Consider the following 18,890-nt stretch of genomic DNA (forward strand, 5'->3'; position numbering starts at 1 on the left):
TTCAAATCAGGAGTCATCCATGCTGGCCTTTCTAAACCAGGTGCGCAAACCCACTCTGGATCTGCCGCTCGAAGTGCGGCGAAAAATGTGGTTCAAACCGTTCATGCAGTCGTATCTGGTGGTGTTTATCGGCTACCTGACGATGTACCTGATCCGTAAAAACTTCAACATCGCGCAGAACGACATGATCTCCACCTACGGGCTGAGCATGACGCAGCTGGGGATGATCGGCCTCGGCTTCTCCATCACCTACGGCGTGGGCAAAACGCTGGTTTCCTACTATGCGGACGGCAAAAACACCAAGCAGTTCCTGCCGTTTATGCTGATCCTTTCCGCCATCTGTATGCTCGGCTTCAGCGCCAGCATGGGCGCGGGTTCCGTTAGTCTGTTCCTGATGATCGCCTTCTACGCCCTGAGCGGATTCTTCCAGAGCACCGGCGGATCGTGCAGCTACTCGACCATTACCAAATGGACGCCACGCCGCAAGCGCGGCAGCTATCTGGGCATGTGGAACATCTCCCACAATCTCGGCGGCGCAGGTGCGGCCGGTGTGGCTCTGTTTGGCGCTAACTACCTGTTTAACGGCCACGTTATCGGGATGTTTATCTTCCCGTCCGTTATCGCGCTGATTGTCGGCTTTATTGCCCTGCGCTACGGCAGCGACTCCCCTGAGTCCTACGGCCTCGGGACTGCCGAAGAGCTGTTTGGCGAAGAGGTCAGCGAAGAAGACAAAGAAGCCGAAGATAACTCGATGACCAAATGGCAGATCTTTGTTGAGTACGTGCTGAAAAACAAAGTGATCTGGCTGCTGTGCTTCTCCAACATTTTCCTGTACGTGGTGCGTATCGGCATCGACCAGTGGTCCACCGTGTACGCCTTCCAGGAACTGAAACTCTCCAAAGAAGTGGCGATTCAGGGCTTCACGCTGTTTGAAGTGGGCGCGCTGGTTGGCACCCTGCTGTGGGGCTGGTTGTCTGACCTCGCCAACGGCCGCCGTGCGCTGGTAGCCTGCGTGGCGCTGGCCTTGATCATCGCTACGCTGGGCGTGTATCAGCATGCGAGCAACCAGTACGTTTACCTGGCTTCGCTGTTCGCGCTTGGCTTCCTGGTCTTCGGGCCGCAGCTGCTGATTGGCGTGGCTGCCGTGGGCTTTGTGCCTAAGAAAGCTATTGGCGCGGCAGACGGCATCAAGGGCACCTTCGCTTACCTGATCGGCGACAGCTTTGCCAAGCTGGGCCTGGGAATGATTGCCGACGGCACGCCGATCTTCGGCCTGACCGGCTGGGCGGGCACCTTTGCCGCGCTTGATGCTGCCGCAATCGGCTGTATCGTGCTGATGGCCATCGTAGCGGTATTTGAAGAGCGTAAAATTCGCCGTGAGAAAAAAATCCAGCAGCTGAATATCGCTTAAGCGCATTTTGAGCAGTTCCAGCCCGGCATAACGCCGGGCTTTTTTATGCCCGCGATTAACGCCAGTGCCAGGCATTACTGGGAAAAGTGATTGCGCTATACTGCACGGCATTCATTGCTAGCAAATTGTCGTCAAGCTGCCGGGTATCTAACTTCATGATTTGGATTATGTTAGCCACGCTTTGCGTGGTGTTTATTGTCGGCTTTCGGGTGTTAACCTCTGACTCCCGGCGGGCGATTCGCCGGCTGAGTGAGCGGCTGGGGATCGACGTGGTGCCGGTAGAATCGATGATCGATCAAATGGGGAAAGCGCAGGGCGACGCGTTTTTGCAGTACCTGCATCGCCCGGATGAGTCCCATTTGCAAAATGCGGCGCAGGTTCTGCTTGTCTGGCAGATGGTGATTGTGGACGGCAGCGATCGGAATCTGCAGCAGTGGTACCGGAGGCTACAAAAGGCGCGGCTTGCCACGCCGATTACCGACGCTCAGGTTCGCCTGGCGCAGGGGTTTCTACGAGAAATGGAGCCGGAGAAGCCGGAGATCACGGCTTTTCAGATGCGGTACAACGGCTACTTCCAGCCTGAAGATGGCATGCACTGGCTGCACTAAGACTCGTTTTTGCGCTGTAATTACAGCGCTTTGAGCATAGTGACTTCGCAATCTACGTGGCCGGTGCAGCCGAGCGGGGCAGGGATATGTTCGAAGCCAAGGTGTTCGTACAGCCCAACGGCTTCTTTCAGAAACGCGGTGGTTTCCAGATAGCAGCGCTTAAAGCCCTGGGCCCGGGCGTGATCCAGCGCCTGCAGCGCCAGCTTTTTCGCCAGGCCTTTGCCGCGAACCACCGGCAGAAAATACATCTTCTGCAGTTCACAAATGTCTGGCTCGCTACACGATAACGGCGCCACGCCGCCGCCTCCCACCACTTCGCCATTAATGTCCACCACCCAGTACGCATGGCCTGGCTGGCTGTAGAGCTGGTACAGCTCATCAAGGTTAGGGTCGGCGACGGTGTAGCCTTTATCGGCGGTCAGGCCGTATTCGGCCGATACCTGGCGAATAACCCGAGCGATCGCCGAATTATCTTCGGCAGTAATCCGGCGCAGCTGGAGCTTCGTATCAACCGGAGCAGTGGTGTTCATCATGCGACTCATAGGCTTAGGGAAGGATAAAAGCAGTTAATAGCACTTCATTACGGAGGGTGCAAGCTGGATAAAAAACGCCCCACACCGAAGTGCAGGGCGGATTATGCAGCGCGACTGATTACAGGGCGGCGATAACGGCCTGCTGTTCAATCAGCTTAGCTTTCGCGTCGGCAAAGCCTTCGAGACGCTCGCGCTCTTTGGCGACAACGTCAGCCGGGGCACGGGCTACAAAGCCTTCGTTGGAGAGTTTGCCTTCGATCTTGCCGATTTCGATTTCGATCTTCGCGACTTCTTTCGCCAGACGCTCGATCTCAGCGGCTTTATCGACCAGGCCCGCCATCGGGATCAGCAGCTCTGCGCCATCGATAATCTTGGTCACGGAAACCGGACCTTTGTCATCGACAGGCAGAATAGTGATGCTTTCCAGACGAGCCAGGTTCTGCAGGAAGGTGCGGTTTTCGCTCACGCGACGAATCGCCTCTTCGCTACAGCCGCGCAGCAGCACGTCCAGACGCTTGCTTGGGGCAATGTTCATCTCGGCGCGAATGTTACGCACCGCGGTGATCACGTCCTTCAGCCACTCGGTATCCGCGAACGCCGCTTCATCAACCTGAGACGCATCGTAGGCCGGGAATTCTTGCAGCATGATGGTGTCTGCGGTAATCCCCTTCAGCACTTTCACGCGCTGCCAGATGGTTTCGGTGATGAATGGAATGATCGGGTGCGCCAGGCGCAGCAGGCCTTCCAGCACGTTCACCAGCGTATTACGGGTGCCACGCAGTTCCGCTTCAGTACCGCCGTTCATGACCGGCTTGGTCAGCTCCAGGTACCAGTCACAGAACTGGTTCCAGGTGAACTCGTACAGAATGTTGGCGGCGATGTCGAAGCGGTAGCTGTCCAGCGCTTCACGGTACGCTTTCACGGTGCGGTTGAACTCGGCCAGAATCCAGCGATCGGCCAGAGACAGTACCATTTCACCGCCGTTGAAGCCGCAATCCTGCTCTTCGGTGTTCATCAGCACGAAGCGGCTGGCGTTCCAAAGTTTGTTACAGAAGTTACGGTAGCCTTCGAGGCGCTTCATGTCCCAGTTGATGTCGCGGCCGGTAGAGGCCAGCGCTGCCAGGGTGAAGCGCAGGGCGTCGGTGCCGTGTGGCTCGATGCCGTTCGGGAACTGTTTCTCGGTGCGTTTGCGGATTTTCTCCGCGAGCTGCGGCTGCATCATGTTGCCGGTACGTTTCTCGAGAAGATCTTCCAGAGAAATGCCGTCCACCATGTCCAGCGGGTCGATAACGTTGCCTTTGGATTTGGACATCTTCTGGCCTTCGTCATCGCGGATAAGGCCGGTCATGTAGACGGTCTTAAACGGTACCTGTGGCTTGCCGTCTTCATCTTTGATGAAGTGCATGGTCAGCATGATCATGCGGGCAATCCAGAAGAAGATGATGTCGAAGCCGCTGACCATGACGCTGGTCGGGTGGAAGGTGCGCAGCGCTTCGGTGTTTTCCGGCCAGCCCAGGGTAGAGAAGGTCCACAGGCCAGAGGAGAACCAGGTGTCCAGCACGTCTTCGTCCTGGTTCAGCGCCACGTCGGCACCCAGGTTGTTCTCGGCGCGAACTTCTGCTTCGTTGCGGCCAACGTACACGTTGCCTTCCGCGTCATACCAGGCCGGGATACGGTGACCCCACCACAGCTGACGGGAGATGCACCAGTCCTGAATATCGCGCATCCAGGAGAAGTACATGTTTTCATACTGCTTAGGTACGAACTGGATGTCGCCCTGCTCAACGGCTTCTACCGCCACTTTTGCCAGCGGCGCGGTACGCACATACCACTGGTCGGTCAGCATTGGCTCGATAACCACGCCGCCACGGTCGCCGTAAGGAACGGTCAGGTCGTGCGGTTTGATTTCGTCCAGCAGGCCAAGTTCGTCGAACTTCGCGACCACGGCTTTACGCGCGGCAAAACGCTCCAGCTTCTGGAACTCTGCCGGAATGTCGGACGCATAAACGTCGGATTCTTCGCCGTTGGTATCGAAGACTTCTGCCGCTTCACGGATATCTCCGTCGAAGGTCAGAATGTTGATCATTGGCAGCGCGTGGCGGCGGCCAACTTCGTAGTCGTTAAAGTCGTGCGCCGGGGTGATTTTCACGCAGCCGGTGCCTTTTTCCATGTCCGCGTGCTCGTCGCCCACGATAGGAATGCGGCGGTTAACCAGCGGCAGTACCACGAATTTACCAATCAGGTCTTTGTAGCGCGGATCTTCCGGGTTCACGGCCACGCCGGTATCACCGAGTACGGTTTCCGGGCGAGTGGTGGCTACGATCAGGTAATCTTTACCGTCTGCGGTTTTGGCACCATCGGCCAGCGGGTAACGCAGGTGCCACATGGAGCCTTTAGATTCGCGGTTCTCAACTTCGAGGTCGGAAATCGCGGTGCGCAGTTTCGGGTCCCAGTTGACCAGGCGTTTGCCGCGGTAAATCAGGTCTTCTTTATACAGGCGAACGAACACTTCTTTCACCGCGTTGGACAGGCCTTCATCCATGGTGAAGCGCTCGCGCTCCCAGTCTACGGAGTTACCGAGACGACGCATCTGACGGGTAATGGTGCCGCCGGATTCTGCCTTCCACTGCCAGATTTTGTCGATGAACGCATCGCGGCCGTAATCGTGGCGGGTTTTACCTTCTTCGGCGGCGATTTTACGTTCTACAACCATCTGGGTCGCGATACCGGCGTGGTCGGTGCCCGCCTGCCACAGGGTGTTTTTGCCCTGCATGCGCTGGTAACGGATCATGGTGTCCATGATGGTTTGCTGGAAGGCGTGACCCATATGCAAACTGCCGGTGACGTTCGGCGGTGGGATCATGATGCAGAAGCTTTCCTGGCTGGTGTCGCCATTCGGTTTGAAGTAGCCCTGCTGTTCCCAGTGCTCGTAAAGCGGCTGTTCGATATCTTGCGGGTTATATGTCTTTTCCATTGTCTGCTATGTCGTTCCCGGCGGGGTATAGGTCGCCGTAGTCAAGTGGAAACCGGCAACGCGGTACGCTTTGTAGCGCTCGCGGGCCAGTTGTTTCTGGGATTCTTCGTAAGGTACGAAGTCTATCACTTCCAGGAAAGCGGTGGCAAAATCTGCGAACTGTGGCAGCAGGCTAATCAGCAAATCTCGAGGCGCGCTGCCGCGGCGTTGGGGCCATGCCAGCTCAACCGGCGCCCCATAGCGCGGGCCCTCGCCAGCCAGATTGTGCGGGACGAACGCCTGGGCATCTCGCTGCCAGAGCGCTTCGTCGAGGCGAATCGCCTGTTGTTCGTTTTCGCAGGCAACCAGCACCCGCTTGCCTGCACGGAATCCATCCGCAGCCAGCTCGCACACCAGCTGTTCTACGGCACTGAGCCCTTCGGCGTGAGTGTCGTTATCCAGCAGGTAAAACGTTGCGTTTTTCATGAGACCAGCTTGTTAAGTTGAATGTTGTTGCCCCTCACCCTAACCCTCTCCCCAAAGGGGCGAGGGAAACAAACTGAATTGTTTTCCCCCTCTCCCTTCCAGGGAGAGGGGCGGGGTGAGGGTCAGTTTTACAAATTACTCTTCACCGTTAAATCCGGAGCGGTTCAACAGGAACTGAGACAGCAGGGCGACAGGGCGGCCAGTTGCGCCTTTTGCCTTACCGGAGCGCCATGCGGTGCCGGCGATGTCCAGATGAGCCCAGTTGTACTTGCGGGTAAAGCGGGACAGGAAGCATGCCGCAGTAATCGCGCCGCCAGGACGGCCGCCAATGTTTGCCATATCGGCAAAGTTGGACTCCAGCTGCTCCTGGTACTCGTCGCCAATCGGTAGACGCCATGCGCGGTCGCCCGCCTGTTCAGACGCGCTAATCAGCTCATGCGCCAGCGGATTGTGATTCGACATCAGGCCGGTGATGTGATGGCCAAGGGCAATCACGCAGGCGCCGGTCAGGGTCGCGACGTCGATAACCACTTCCGGCTCGAAGCGCTCGACGTAGGTCAGCACGTCGCACAGGACCAGACGGCCTTCGGCATCGGTGTTCAGCACTTCAACGGTCTGGCCGGACATAGTCGTCAGCACGTCACCCGGGCGATAAGCGCGGCCGCCAGGCATGTTTTCACAGCCTGCAAGCACGCCAATCACGTTCACCGGCAGGTTCAGCTCGGCAACCATGCGCATCACGCCGTAAACGGACGCCGCGCCGCACATGTCGTACTTCATCTCATCCATGCCTTCGGCAGGCTTGATGGAGATACCGCCGGAGTCGAAGGTTAAGCCTTTGCCGACCAGCACAATCGGACGAGCATCCGGGGATGCATTGCCTTTATATTCAATCACCGACATCAGTGATTCGTTCTGCGAGCCTTCGCCTACCGCGAGATAGGAATGCATACCCAGCTCTTTCATCTGCTGTTCACCAATCACGCGGGTAACCACGTTTTTGCTGAACGAGTCCGCCAGTTGACGAGCCTGAGAGGCCAGGTAAGCGGCGTTACAGATGTTTGGCGGCATGTTGCCGAGATCCTTCGCGGCTTTGATGCCGGAAGCGATAGCCAGGCCGTGCTGAATGGCGCGCTCACCGCTGGTCAACTCACGGCGAGTTGGCACGTTGAACACCATTTTACGCAGCGGGCGGCGTGGTTCGGTTTTGTTGGTTTTCAGCTGATCGAAGCTGTACAGCGTCTCTTTAGCTGTCTCAACCGCCTGGCGCACTTTCCAGTAGGTGTTGCGGCCTTTGACATGCAGTTCGGTCAGGAAGCAAACGGCTTCCATTGAGCCGGTGTCGTTGAGCGTGTTGATTGTTTTCTGAATCACCTGCTTGTACTGGCGCTCATCAAGCTCACGCTCTTTGCCGCAGCCAATCAACAGAATGCGCTCAGACAGCACGTTCGGTACGTGGTGAAGCAATAAGGTTTGCCCTGGTTTTCCTTCCAGCTCACCACGGCGCAGAAGCGCGCTGATGTAGCCATCGCTGATTTTATCGAGTTGTTCTGCGATCGGGGACAGGCGACGCGGTTCAAAGACTCCCACAACGATGCAGGCACTACGCTGTTTCTCGGGGCTACCGCTTTTTACACTGAACTCCATGCACTACGCTCCTGAATCTTAAAGACAACGGCGGGGGCTACAGGCTAGAATTGCAAGCTTTCGTAACTCATCTCCGCTGTTGCGATGACTTCGTGTTAATCTTAACGAATGGATTTACGTTTTCTATTGTGTCTGAACATCGTCCCGTAATGCGAGTTCGCCGGGCTATCTAATCTTAGCGATGTTTTCGACGATTAAAGAGAATAAATGACGTATAAGCGATGAAACAAGCGATTTTCCTGCAAAAAGACTCGTTTCTACAGGCGTATTTAATGTGATTATCATAAAATATCTGGTTCGGGAGACGCTTAAGAGCCAGCTGGCGATCCTTTTTATCCTGCTGCTGATTTTCTTTGCTCAGAAGCTGGTCAGGATCCTCGGTGCTGCTGCCGACGGCGAAATCCCGACAAATCTGGTGCTTTCTTTATTGGGTTTAGGTGTGCCTGAAATGGCGCAGCTAATCCTTCCCCTGAGCCTTTTCCTCGGCTTGCTTATGACGCTCGGCCGCTTGTACACCGAGAGTGAAATCACGGTAATGCATGCCTGCGGTCTGAGTAAAGCAGTACTGGTCAAAGCCGCGATGGTTCTCGCACTCTTCACCGGTATTGCGGCCACCGTAAACGTGATGTGGCTGAACCCGTGGTCCGCTCGTCACCAGGACGAAGTGCTGGCTGAAGCCAGAGCGAACCCGGGTATGGCTGCCCTGGCGCAAGGGCAGTTCCAGGTTGCGACTAACGGCAGTGCGGTACTGTTTATCGAAAGCGTACAGGGGAAAACGTTCAAAGATGTTTTCCTTGCTCAGGTGCGGCCTAAGGGCAGTACTCGCCCTTCCGTTGTGGTTGCGGACTCAGGCCAAATATTCCAGCGCCCGGACGGCACGCAGATTGTTAAGTTGAGCACCGGAACCCGTTTTGAAGGTACCTCAACGCTGCGCGATTTCCGCATTACAGATTTTAAAGATTACCAGGCCGTGGTGGGGCATCAGGCGGTGATGCTTGATCCCTCCGATATCAGCCAAATGAGCATGACCGACCTGTGGAAGAGTCCGGATCCTTCCACGCGCGCCGAGCTGCACTGGCGGCTGACGCTCATCATGTCGGTAGTGATTATGGCGCTGATGGTGGTGCCGCTGAGCGTGGTGAACCCGCGACAGGGGCGTGTGCTGTCGATGCTCCCAGCCATGCTGCTGTATCTGGTCTTCTTCCTGCTGCAAAGCTCTTTGCGCTCCAGCGGGTCAAAGGAAAAGCTGGATCCGATGATTTGGATGTGGGTGGTCAACCTGGCGTACCTGGCGTTGGCCGTTGCCCTGAACCTGTGGGATACGGTACCTATGCGCAAAGTGCGTGCCCGCTTTAGCTATAAAGGAGCGGCTTAAATGTTTGGCGTACTTGACCGTTACATCGGTAAAACCATCTTAAACACCATCATGATGACGCTGTTTATGCTGGTGTCCCTATCGGGGATTATTAAGTTCGTTGACCAGTTGAAGAAAACGGGCCAGGGTTCTTATTCCGCGGCAGGAGCGGGGATGTACACCCTGCTCAGCGTCCCTAAAGATGTTCAAATCTTCTTCCCGATGGCCGCGTTATTAGGCGCGCTATTGGGGCTGGGAATGCTTGCTCAGCGCAGTGAGCTGGTAGTGATGCAGGCGTCCGGCTATACCCGGATGCAAATCGCCTCCTCGGTAATGAAAACCGCGATTCCGCTGGTTCTGCTGACCATGGCAATCGGTGAGTGGGTAGCTCCTCAGGGCGAGCAAATGGCACGTAATTATCGTGCGCAAATGTTGCTTGGCGGCTCATTGCTGTCCACCACCAACGCCATTTGGGCGAAAGACGGCCATGACTTCGTCTATATCGATCACGTCAACAGCGAAACAGAAATTGCCGGCATCATGATTTACCATTTTAACGGTGAACGTCGCCTGCTTTCGGTACGGAATGCCGCCGCGGCGAAGTATGACGCCGAGCATAAAGTCTGGCGTCTGTCGCAGGTTGACGAATCAAATCTCTCCGATCCAAAGCAGATTACCGGGTCGCAAACCGTGAGCGGGGAATGGCAAACCAACCTGACGCCAGACAAACTTGGCGTAGTTGCGCTCGATCCTGACTCGCTGTCGATCAGTGGACTTTATGGTTACATCAAGTACCTGAAAACCAGCGGCCAGGACTCACGCCGCTACCAGCTGAATATGTGGAGCAAGATTTTCGCGCCGGTTTCGGTGGCGGTAATGATGCTGATGGCGCTGTCGTTTATCTTTGGCCCGCTGCGTAGCGTGCCGATGGGCGTGAGAGTGGTGACGGGGATAAGTTTCGGTTTTATCTTCTACGTGCTGGACCAGGTTTTTGGCCCGCTAACGCTGGTGTATAACATCCCACCGATTGTCGGCGCGCTGCTGCCTAGCGTGACCTTCCTGCTGATCAGCCTCTGGATGCTGACGAAAAGAGCGGGATAAGTTTTACCCTCATCCTAACCCTCCCCCTAAAAGGGGGAGGGTATATCACTGATAATACTCTGCTTTCTTCTTGCTTATGGGTGAGGGAAATCAGTGAATAAACATCACCGACACACACAAAACTCCAATAATCAGCGTCAGCAGATTGGCCAGCGAACGCCACGGCTTAAGCGCGGGCACAAGATAGGTCGACAGGGTTGGCATAATAAACAGAATCAGCGCGATAAGCGGCCCGCTGATGGCGTAAATCATCGCCAGCGCATTCGGGTTGATGTAACACACCACGAAGGTCAGCAGCGAAATCAGGGTAATAGAAAGCGCCCGGCAGAAAGCCCGGCTCCTGCTCATACCCGCTGCACCCAGAGTGGACTTAACAATCGCTGTAGCCCCTTCAATCACGCCAAAATAGGTGCCGAGGAATGACTTGGACATCGCCACTATCGCGACGATAAAGCCTGAAATGCCCAGCCAGGCCGGCGTGCCCGGCACCATCGACAGCGCGGACAGTATCGTCAGACCCTGCGCCTTCGCGGCGGTAATATCCTGAGCCGGAATCGACAGGAAGCAGCTAAAGACGAAGAACAGCACGCTGCAGCAAATCACAAAGTAGGCGACGCGCATGATTTTCTTACAGTTATTCATCGCGCCTTCGCCGTGGCTTTCGCGCTGGGCCACCGCAAAAGTAGAGATAATTGGCGTGTGGCTGAAGGCAAAGACCATCACCGGAATCGACATCCAGATCTCACCCAGTGCGTGGCGGTCAAGCACCAGGCCTTCGGTGAGCAGGGACGTCTGCCAGCTGCTGGTCAAATAGAGGGATAAAAACAGGAAGTAAGCAATCAGCGGGAACACCAGGAACCCCATCACTTTGATGGTCACCTGCCGCCCCATCAGAAAGATCAGGTTCAGCGCCGCAACGACGCCGAGGCTAACCAGCACTCTGATTGTGGTCGTAATCGGCCCGTGCTTGGCCAGTTGCTCGATCAACGAGTTGGTAATGGCGACGGCATAAATCAGGATCACCACAAAAAACGCGACAAAGTAGAGGCCGGTGATCAGGTTGCCGATGGTTTTGCCGTAGTAGTGGGTCACGGCGCTGGTGATACCGCCGCTGCCCGACGTTTTAGCCGACAGGATGAACTGGCAGAGCGCCCGGTGCGGCCAGTAGGTCAGCGGGTAGGCAATCAAGGCCGTAAGGAGAAGGACGATAGCTCCGGCGGAGCCGAGCTGAATAGGGAGAAAAAGGGTTCCTGCGCCAACGGCAGTACCATATAAGGCGAAACTCCACAAAGTTTCTTCTTTTGTCCAGAATTTGCGCATTATTTAATCTTTTCTTCTGACTGATTTCCAAAAACCGGCGTAATCTAGCACAAAACTGGCCTGGTGAGTCATGTGGCTGTTATTGCAGGTTTTATTACCGTCTCTCGGCGTAAGGCAGAAAAAGAAAAGTCCCCTCTCCCTTGAGGGAGAGGGTTAAGGTGAGGGGGGAATGACGGAAACTACCGCTTACGCCCTCCCATAATACTGCCCAGCACGCCGCGAATAATCTGGTTCGTCACCTGCCGCGCCGCACTCTTGGCCATCGTCTGCACCACTCCGTCGCGCTTGCCGCCTCGCGGCCCGGTGCTGCCAAACAGAATATCTTTTAGCCCGCCGAGGATCCCGTCGTCCACCTCCACGCTCTGGCCTTTGGCCGGTGGCGCATCCTGCTTATCGCCCGCGGCCTGCACGCCTTTTTGCAGCATTTCGTAGGCCGATTCCCGGTCAATCACTTCGTCATACTTGCCGTACAGCGGGGAGTGATTCAGCAGGCCGTTACGCTCGTCGTCCGTCACCGGCCCCATGCGTGAACAAGGGGCGATCACCATCGCGCGCTCGACCACCGTCGGGCTGCCTTTGGCGTCGAGGAAGGAAATCAGCGCCTCGCCGGTGCCCAGCTCCTGAATGGCTTTTTCGGTATCGAAAGCCGGATTCGCCCGCATGGTCTGCGCCGCCGCTTTCACCGCCTTCTGGTCTTTGGGCGTAAAGGCTCGCAGGGCATGCTGCACTCGGTTCCCGAGCTGGCCGAGCACAATATCGGGGATGTCTGAAGGGTTTTGCGTCACGAAGTACACGCCCACGCCTTTCGAGCGGATCAGGCGGATCACCTGCTCGATTTTATCCAGCAGGACCTGCGGAGCATCGCTAAACAGTAAATGCGCCTCGTCAAAGAAGAACACCAGCTTCGGCTTGTCGAGATCGCCCGCTTCCGGGAGCTGCTCGTAAAGCTCGGACAGCATCCACAGCAGGCTGGCGGCGTACAGCTTCGGCATCTGGTAGAGCTTTTCCGCCGACAGAATGTTAATGATCCCTTTGCCGTTTGCGTCGGTGCGCATCCAGTCTTTGATATCCAGCATCGGCTCGCCGAAGAAATACTCTGCGCCTTGCTGCTCAAGGGAAAGCAGTCCACGCTGAATCGCGCCTACGGAAGCGCTGCTGATATTGCCGTACTGCGTCTGGAAGGATTTGGCGTTATCGCCGATGTACTGAGTTAAGGCGCGCAGATCTTTAAAGTCCAGCAGCAGCAGGCCCTGGTCGTCCGAGATACGGAAGATGATTTGCAGCACGCCGCTTTGCACGTCGTTCAGGTTCAGCAGGCGAGCTAAAAGCAGAGGCCCGAGGTCAGACACGGTGGCGCGAACCGGGTGGCCTTTCTCGCCGAAGATGTCCCACAGCACCACCGGATTGCCGTGCGGCGACCAGTCCGTCACGCCGATATTGGCCAGCCTCGCGAGAAGCTTTTCAGACTCGGCCCCCTCTTCGGCGACGCCGGTTAAATCTCCCTTCACGTCGGCCATAAACACCGGCACGCCGATCTCCGAGAATGACTCAGCCAGCTTCTGCAGCGTCACGGTTTTGCCCGTCCCGGTCGCGCCGGTGATTAACCCGTGGCGGTTCGCCATGTTGGGCAGAATATGCAGTTCAGTCTCTTTGGTTCTGGCAATCAGCAGTGGTTCAGTCATCAGCGTTTCCCTGTGGCAGCATTTGTCTAAAGCATAGCTTTCCGCACGAATTGAGCATCAGGATCTTCCCATGTTTACCCCGTCGACCCGCCAAAGGGCTATGCTTGGCAGACCTCACACAAAACCAGGGAAAGCTATGTCCAGATTCTTTTATAACGATCGTAAGCAGCTGGTCAACGATGCCATCGAAGGCGTGATTGTCAGTTCCCGCTACCGCAACCTTGTGCGCCTGGATATCGATCCGGCGATTCGCGTGGTCGCTCGCAGCGACTGGGACAAAAGCAAAGTGGCGATTATCTCCGGCGGCGGCTCCGGCCACGAACCGGCGCACGTGGGCTTTGTTGGCAAAGGGATGTTGACCGCAGCGGTGTGCGGCGACCTGTTTGCCTCGCCGAGCGTGGACGCGGTGCTGAACGCCATCGTGGGCGTTACCGGCGACCGTGGCTGCCTGCTGATCGTCAAAAACTACACCGGCGACAGGCTGAACTTTGGCCTTGCAGCCGAAAAAGCCAAAAAACACGGCCTGAAGGTCGAGATGGTGATCGTCGGCGACGACATCTCACTGCCGGATAACAAACAGCCGCGCGGCATCGCCGGTACGGCATTGGTCCACAAAATTGCGGGCTTTGCCGCAGAGCAGGGTAAATCCCTCGGTGAAGTTCGGGACATTGCGCAAAAAGCCTGCGACAGCATTGCCAGCATGGGCGTGGCGATGCAAACCTGCAATCTGCCGGGCAGCGATGATGCAGAAGGGCGCATTAAGGGCGGCTACGTCGAGCTTGGGCTGGGCATTCACGGCGAGCCGGGCGCCAGCACGGTGGAGAGCCAAAACAGCGCAGAGGTGATTGCCACGCTGGCTAAGCACCTGCGTAAAGCCACCGGTAAAGAAAGCGACCTGGCGGTGCTGATCAACAACCTCGGTGGCGTTTCGTCGCTGGAGATGGCGCTGCTGACCAAAGAGCTGATGCACTCGGATCTCGGCGCGCAAATCAAATACCTGATCGGCCCCGCGCCGCTGGTGAGCGCCCTCGATATGAAAGGTTTTTCGCTCTCCACCATTAAGCTGACCCCGGACTTTATTCAGGCGCTGGAGTCAGACGTGGAAACCGCAGGCTGGCAGCCGATGGTGAAGTACCACAAGATGCCGGAGCAGAAGCAGAGCGCTATCCGCGAAGATCGCGAGGTGAAGCCTTCCGCTAACGACGAAGTGAAAGCCCTGGTGGCGAGCGTGACTAAAACGCTTATCGAGCAGGAAAACCACCTCAACGCGCTGGATGCCAAAGTGGGCGACGGCGATACCGGCTCAACCTTTGCCGAAGGTGCACGGGACATTGCGAACCTGAACGACAAAGGCAAGCTGCCGCTGAACGACGCCGCCGCGCTGCTGGGGCTGGTGGGCGAGCGGTTGGCAACCGTGATGGGCGGTTCCAGTGGCGTGCTGATGTCTATCTTCTTCACCGCCGGCGGGCAAAAAGTGGGCGAGAAACAGCCGCTGGCCGAGTCCCTGCTGTTTGGCCTGGCGCAGATGAAGCGCTACGGCGGCGCGGACCTGGGCGACAGAACGCTGATCGACGCTCTGGAACCGGCTCTGGAAGCGCTAAGGGATAAAGATCTTAAGGCCGCCGCGAAAGCAGCAGAGAAAGGTGCCGACGACACGGCGAAGATGCAAAAGGCCAACGCCGGGCGCTCGTCCTACGTGAACAGCGATAATCTGGATGGGGTGAAAGATCCGGGCGCAGTGGCCGTGGCGGCGGTGTTTGCCGGGCTGGTGAAGTAACTAAAAAGGCTCCCGGTTGGGAGCCTTTCTTACATCAGAAATCTGACTTCAGCACCACGCGGTAGCGGGCTTTGCCGTCGCGCACGTGCTGGATAGCCTCGTTGATTTTCGACATCGGGTACAGCTCGATTTGCGGCTGAACCTTCGCGCGGCCCGCCAGCTTCATCAGCGAACGCAGCTCGTGCGGGGAGCCGGTTGCCGACCCGGAGATGCTGCGATCCCCGGCAATCAGAGTGAAGGCCGGCACCTCGAACGGCTTCATGACTGCGCCAACCGTGTGGAAGTTGCCGCCGTAGGCCAGCGCCTTGAAGTACGGCATCCAGTCCAGATCGACATTGACGGTATTAATGATCAGATCGAACTGGCCCGCCAGAGCGGTTAACGCCTCCGGATCGCGGCTGTTCACCACTTTATCGGCGCCCATCGCCAGTACTTCTTCTTTTTTGGACGGGTTAGAGCTGAACGCCGTCACCTCGCAGCCCATGGCGTGCAGCAGCTTGATGGCGATGTGCCCGAGGCCGCCGATACCGATCACGCCCACGCGGCTGGTGGCGGTGATGTGGTGCATCAGCAGTGGTTTAAACACCGTGATGCCGCCGCACAGCAGCGGCCCGGCGGATTCAATATCAATCGACTCCGGCAACGGGATCGCCCATTGCCAGTCCACGCGAATTTTATCGGCGAAGCCGCCGCGGTTGACGATGGTCGGGACGCTGCCTTGCTGGCAGTTGATTTGGCTGCCGCTGATACAGGCGTCGCAGTGGCCGCAGCTTCTTGCCGTCCAGCCAATGCCCACGCGTTGCCCAACTTTCAGCCCTTTACTCTGTGCCGCCGAGCCCAGCGCATGCACGCGGCCAATCACCTCATGCCCGGCGACCAGCGGATACTGCGAGAACCCCCATTCGTTGTCGATCATCGACAGATCCGAATGGCAGATACCGCAATAATCGACCTTAACCTCGACATCTTCCGGCAGCAGATCGCCCGCGTCGAAATCCTGAAGCTCCAGCTCCGCACCGGCCTTTGGCGCGGCATAACTTTTGATGACAGACATTCGCTCTTCCTCTGTGTTGGCTCTGCAACCAGTTTAGAACATTGCGCGAGACTGGAACCTGGTGGAATGTGCCCTGACGCGCTAAAGCGTTACCCAGCCGCCGCCCTGTTCAGCCGATGCATAAAGTGCGGCGACGATCTGCTGCACGACATAACCCTGTTCGGCATCGGCCACCATTGCCGACTCGCCCTGAACACGGCGCACAAAGCTCTCCATGGCGCGGAAATGACGGCGATCGTCGGCGGCTTCGCGGCGCTGGAGCGTTTCCAGCTTGCCGTCTCGATCATGGTAAATATGGGCCGGGAACAGCGTGGCACCGGCGCGTTCGCCGCAGAACTCGACGTTCATCTGCGAGGTTTCTTCCACGTTGAGGATAAAAGAGGTGTCCAGCCGCAGAATGCCGCCTCCCTCGAACTCGACCACGCCGAACAGCGCGTCTTCCACCGTATAAAGCGCCGGATCCCACTCGCCATACTGGCCGCTGTTTTTGCTGTTGCCCAGCCTGCGGAAGCTGTGGGCCATCACCCGCGTCACCTTTGGGAAGCCGAGCACGTAAAGCGCGGCGTCCAGCATATGAATGCCGAGATCGATCAGCGGGCCACCGCCCTGTGAATCCTTGCTGATGAAATTCCCCCACGACGGCACGCCGCTGCGGCGCAGGGCTTTGGCCGTGGTGACATAGACATCGCCCAGCGCACCGGCCTGAACCTGCTCGCGCAGCAGGGCGCTGTCCAGCGCGAAGCGATGGTGGAAATTATAGGCCAGCACCCGATTGGCCTTTTGCGCCGCTTGCCGCATCTCGTAGGCTTGAGCCACCGTCATCGCCGGAGGCTTCTCGCAAAGCACATGGCAACCGGCCTCTAGCGACTGCATCACGTGCTCGTAATGCAGAATATTGGGCGAACAAACGCTGACGATCTCCGGCTTCGCCTCACGTAGCATCTGCCCGACATCGTCGTACGCCGTGGGAATGTTTAGCTTAGCCGCAAACGCCCGGGTACGCGCCAGGTCGCGCCCGCAGGCCGCCACCAACGTCAGCGATGGATTGGTCGCGTAGTAAGCCGCATGAACGTTCTCCGCGATCTGCCCCGGCCCGATGATGGCAACTCGCATGGGGGACGTGGTGGTTGGGTTGGGCATGGGGAGCTCCGTTGAGTGGCCAGGATGAGAGCGAATCTCATCGCAAACGAGCGGGAATGTAAACCGTGGAGTTGTTCATAGGAGGGGCCCGGAGGAAAAGGTCAGGCCGCTGAAAAATTCAGCACTTAACGCCACTTACGCACAGCGCCGCTTGCAAGGCCGCCAGCGACAGGTATAATCCACAACGTTTCCGCATACCCCTTCAGTGCCGAAGTGGCGAAATCGGTAGACGCAGTTGATTCAAAATCAACCGTAGAGATACGTGCCGGTTCGAGTCCGGCCTTCGGCACCAAAATTATATAAATAGACGTCAATAGACGTCTTTTTTTATGTCCAAAATCCGCGCCACACAAGGCTTTTCCCGCTTTTTCCCTCAACTGAAGTCAACCTAACTCAACCCACATCAACAAGCTTGTGAGTATACTAATGAGTATATTTGTCGATTCGATATTGCTTGTATACTCACGATATACCAATGGAAGGAGGACCATTATGGCCCTAACGGATACTAAAGTTCGTTCTGCTAAACCTGAGGAGAAAGAGTATTCACTTGTTGACGGCGACGGCATGTCCTTACTTGTAAAGCCTAACGGCTCAAAGTATTGGCGATTTCGTTTCCGTTTTGGCGGTAAACAGCATTTGATGGCGTTTGGCGTCTATCCTGAAATCTCGTTAGCTAATGCCAGACAAAAGAGAGAAGAGGCCAGAAAGCTGGTTGCTGCTGGCATTGATCCTCGTGAGCATAAGCGTGCTTTAAAAGAAGAGCAGGCGAAAGAGATTATTACTTTCGAGAAGGTTGCCAGAGAGTGGCTTGTGACTAACCAAAAATGGTCGGAAGATCATGCTAATCGCGTAAAAAAGAGCCTGGAGGACAGTATCTTCCCGGCAATTGGTACTCGCAATATTGCTGAATTGGGCACTCGTGACTTACTGGCACCCATTAAAGCGGTGGAACTGTCAGGACGTCTTGAGGTGGCTTCTCGTCTCCAGCAGCGTACCACGGCCATCATGCGTTATGCAGTGCAAAGTGGGCTGATTGATTACAACCCAGCGCAGGAGATGGCTGGAGCCGTCGCCTCTGGCAATCGACAACATCGCCCGGCGCTGGAATTAAAGCGTATCCCTGAGTTACTTGAGAAAATAGATGGCTATACCGGCAGGCCGCTAACCCGCTGGGCAACTGAACTCACTCTGCTTATCTTTATTCGCTCCAGTGAGCTGCGCTTTGCTCGCTGGTCAGAGATCGATTTTGAAACGTCAATGTGGACTATCCCGCCTGAGCGAGAGCCTATTCCCGGCGTGAAACATTCTCAGCGAGGATCAAAGATGCGTACACCTCATCTGGTGCCGCTTTCAAAGCAGTCGCTGGCGATTCTGAAGCAGATAAAACAGTTCTGCGGCGAACATGAACTCATTTTTATTGGAGATCACGATCCGCGTAAGCCCATGAGCGAGAACACGGTAAACAGTGCGCTACGGGTGATGGGCTATGACACTAAAATTGAGGTTTGCGGCCACGGCTTCCGCACAATGGCTTGTAGTTCGTTAATTGAGTCAGGGCTATGGTCGAAGGATGCGGTGGAGCGCCAGATGAGCCATATGGAACGTAACTCGGTACGCGCAGCATATATCCATAAAGCGGAACATCTGGAGGAACGCAAGTTGATGCTGCAATGGTGGGCGGATTTTCTGGATTCGAACCGGGAGAAGACTATCAGCCCGTTTGATTTTGCGAAAATTAATAACCCCATGCTGACCAGATGATACGTGCTGCAATATGTTGGCCCATAACTCCGTAGAGTAAACATGAGTTATTACGTAAAG

Annotated in this window: 14 protein-coding genes and 1 tRNA gene; 7 read left to right on the forward strand and 8 right to left on the reverse strand. The window is 56.5% G+C overall.

The genetic code is table 11. The features are described from left to right. Positions 1-19 precede the first annotated feature (19 nt). Together uhpT and CNE01S_RS19250 are read left to right on the forward strand one after the other, a co-directional pair. Positions 20-1,411 carry a hexose-6-phosphate:phosphate antiporter UhpT gene (gene uhpT / locus CNE01S_RS19245; RefSeq protein WP_039298084.1) on the forward strand — a complete coding sequence of 464 codons (1,392 nt, stop codon included), beginning with the start codon at positions 20-22 and terminating at the stop codon, positions 1,409-1,411. A 155-nt stretch (positions 1,412-1,566) separates the two neighbouring features. Next, complete coding sequence (locus tag CNE01S_RS19250) at positions 1,567-2,019, forward strand: DUF1198 domain-containing protein (RefSeq protein WP_061277832.1); 453 nt, start codon at positions 1,567-1,569, stop codon at positions 2,017-2,019. A 20-nt stretch (positions 2,020-2,039) separates the two neighbouring features. On the opposite strand, the gene CNE01S_RS19255 is transcribed toward CNE01S_RS19250, so the two are convergent. The 4 genes from CNE01S_RS19255 to pepA all read right to left on the reverse strand — a co-directional run bounded on the left by CNE01S_RS19255 (position 2,040) and on the right by pepA (position 7,638). Then, the gene (locus CNE01S_RS19255) at positions 2,040-2,549 is read right to left on the reverse strand and encodes a GNAT family N-acetyltransferase (RefSeq protein ID WP_061277844.1); all 510 of its coding nucleotides are present in this window, start codon (positions 2,547-2,549) and stop codon (positions 2,040-2,042) included. Between the two features lie 121 nt (positions 2,550-2,670). After that, complete coding sequence (locus CNE01S_RS19260) at positions 2,671-5,526, reverse strand: valine--tRNA ligase (RefSeq protein WP_061277833.1); 2,856 nt, start codon at positions 5,524-5,526, stop codon at positions 2,671-2,673. Positions 5,527-5,532: 6 nt separating this feature from the next. Continuing rightward, positions 5,533-5,991 carry a DNA polymerase III subunit chi gene (locus CNE01S_RS19265; protein ID WP_039287963.1) on the reverse strand — a complete coding sequence of 153 codons (459 nt, stop codon included), beginning with the start codon at positions 5,989-5,991 and terminating at the stop codon, positions 5,533-5,535. A gap of 135 nt (positions 5,992-6,126) precedes the next feature. Continuing rightward, a complete protein-coding gene (gene pepA, locus CNE01S_RS19270) occupies positions 6,127-7,638 on the reverse strand; it encodes a leucyl aminopeptidase (protein WP_061277834.1) in 1,512 nt (503 codons plus the stop codon). Positions 7,639-7,912: 274 nt separating this feature from the next. Here pepA and lptF point away from each other — a divergent pair, with 274 nt between their 5' ends. Together lptF and lptG are read left to right on the forward strand one after the other, a co-directional pair. Next, positions 7,913-9,013, forward strand: a complete 1,101-nt coding sequence (lptF, locus tag CNE01S_RS19275; RefSeq protein WP_061277835.1) for an LPS export ABC transporter permease LptF — start codon at positions 7,913-7,915, stop codon at positions 9,011-9,013. Continuing rightward, positions 9,014-10,093, forward strand: coding sequence for an LPS export ABC transporter permease LptG (lptG, locus tag CNE01S_RS19280; RefSeq protein WP_061277836.1), 1,080 nt, complete (start codon positions 9,014-9,016; stop codon positions 10,091-10,093). A gap of 90 nt (positions 10,094-10,183) precedes the next feature. On the opposite strand, the gene CNE01S_RS19285 is transcribed toward lptG, so the two are convergent. Both CNE01S_RS19285 and CNE01S_RS19290 read right to left on the reverse strand, forming a co-directional pair. Then, positions 10,184-11,413, reverse strand: coding sequence for an amino acid permease (locus tag CNE01S_RS19285; protein ID WP_061277837.1), 1,230 nt, complete (start codon positions 11,411-11,413; stop codon positions 10,184-10,186). A gap of 179 nt (positions 11,414-11,592) precedes the next feature. Then, positions 11,593-13,095: a helicase HerA-like C-terminal domain-containing protein gene (locus CNE01S_RS19290; RefSeq protein WP_061277838.1), complete on the reverse strand. Its 1,503-nt coding sequence runs from the start codon at positions 13,093-13,095 to the stop codon at positions 11,593-11,595. Between the two features lie 136 nt (positions 13,096-13,231). Here CNE01S_RS19290 and CNE01S_RS19295 point away from each other — a divergent pair, with 136 nt between their 5' ends. Beyond that, positions 13,232-14,872, forward strand: coding sequence for a dihydroxyacetone kinase subunit DhaK (locus tag CNE01S_RS19295; RefSeq protein WP_061277839.1), 1,641 nt, complete (start codon positions 13,232-13,234; stop codon positions 14,870-14,872). A gap of 34 nt (positions 14,873-14,906) precedes the next feature. Here CNE01S_RS19295 and ahr read toward each other — a convergent pair whose 3' ends face one another. After that, positions 14,907-15,926, reverse strand: coding sequence for an NADPH-dependent aldehyde reductase Ahr (gene ahr, locus CNE01S_RS19300; RefSeq protein ID WP_061277840.1), 1,020 nt, complete (start codon positions 15,924-15,926; stop codon positions 14,907-14,909). Positions 15,927-16,007: 81 nt separating this feature from the next. Further along, positions 16,008-17,066, reverse strand: coding sequence for a Gfo/Idh/MocA family protein (locus CNE01S_RS19305; protein ID WP_061277841.1), 1,059 nt, complete (start codon positions 17,064-17,066; stop codon positions 16,008-16,010). Positions 17,067-17,273: 207 nt separating this feature from the next. On the opposite strand from CNE01S_RS19305, the gene CNE01S_RS19310 reads away from it, so the two are divergent. Both CNE01S_RS19310 and CNE01S_RS19315 read left to right on the forward strand, forming a co-directional pair. Beyond that, positions 17,274-17,358, forward strand: a tRNA-Leu gene (locus tag CNE01S_RS19310). Between the two features lie 200 nt (positions 17,359-17,558). Further along, a complete protein-coding gene (locus CNE01S_RS19315; RefSeq protein WP_061277842.1) occupies positions 17,559-18,830 on the forward strand; it encodes a tyrosine-type recombinase/integrase in 1,272 nt (423 codons plus the stop codon). Positions 18,831-18,890 lie beyond the last annotated feature (60 nt).

Source organism: Cedecea neteri NBRC 105707 = ATCC 33855 (assembly GCF_001571265.1).
GTDB classification, from domain to species: domain Bacteria; phylum Pseudomonadota; class Gammaproteobacteria; order Enterobacterales; family Enterobacteriaceae; genus Cedecea; species Cedecea neteri.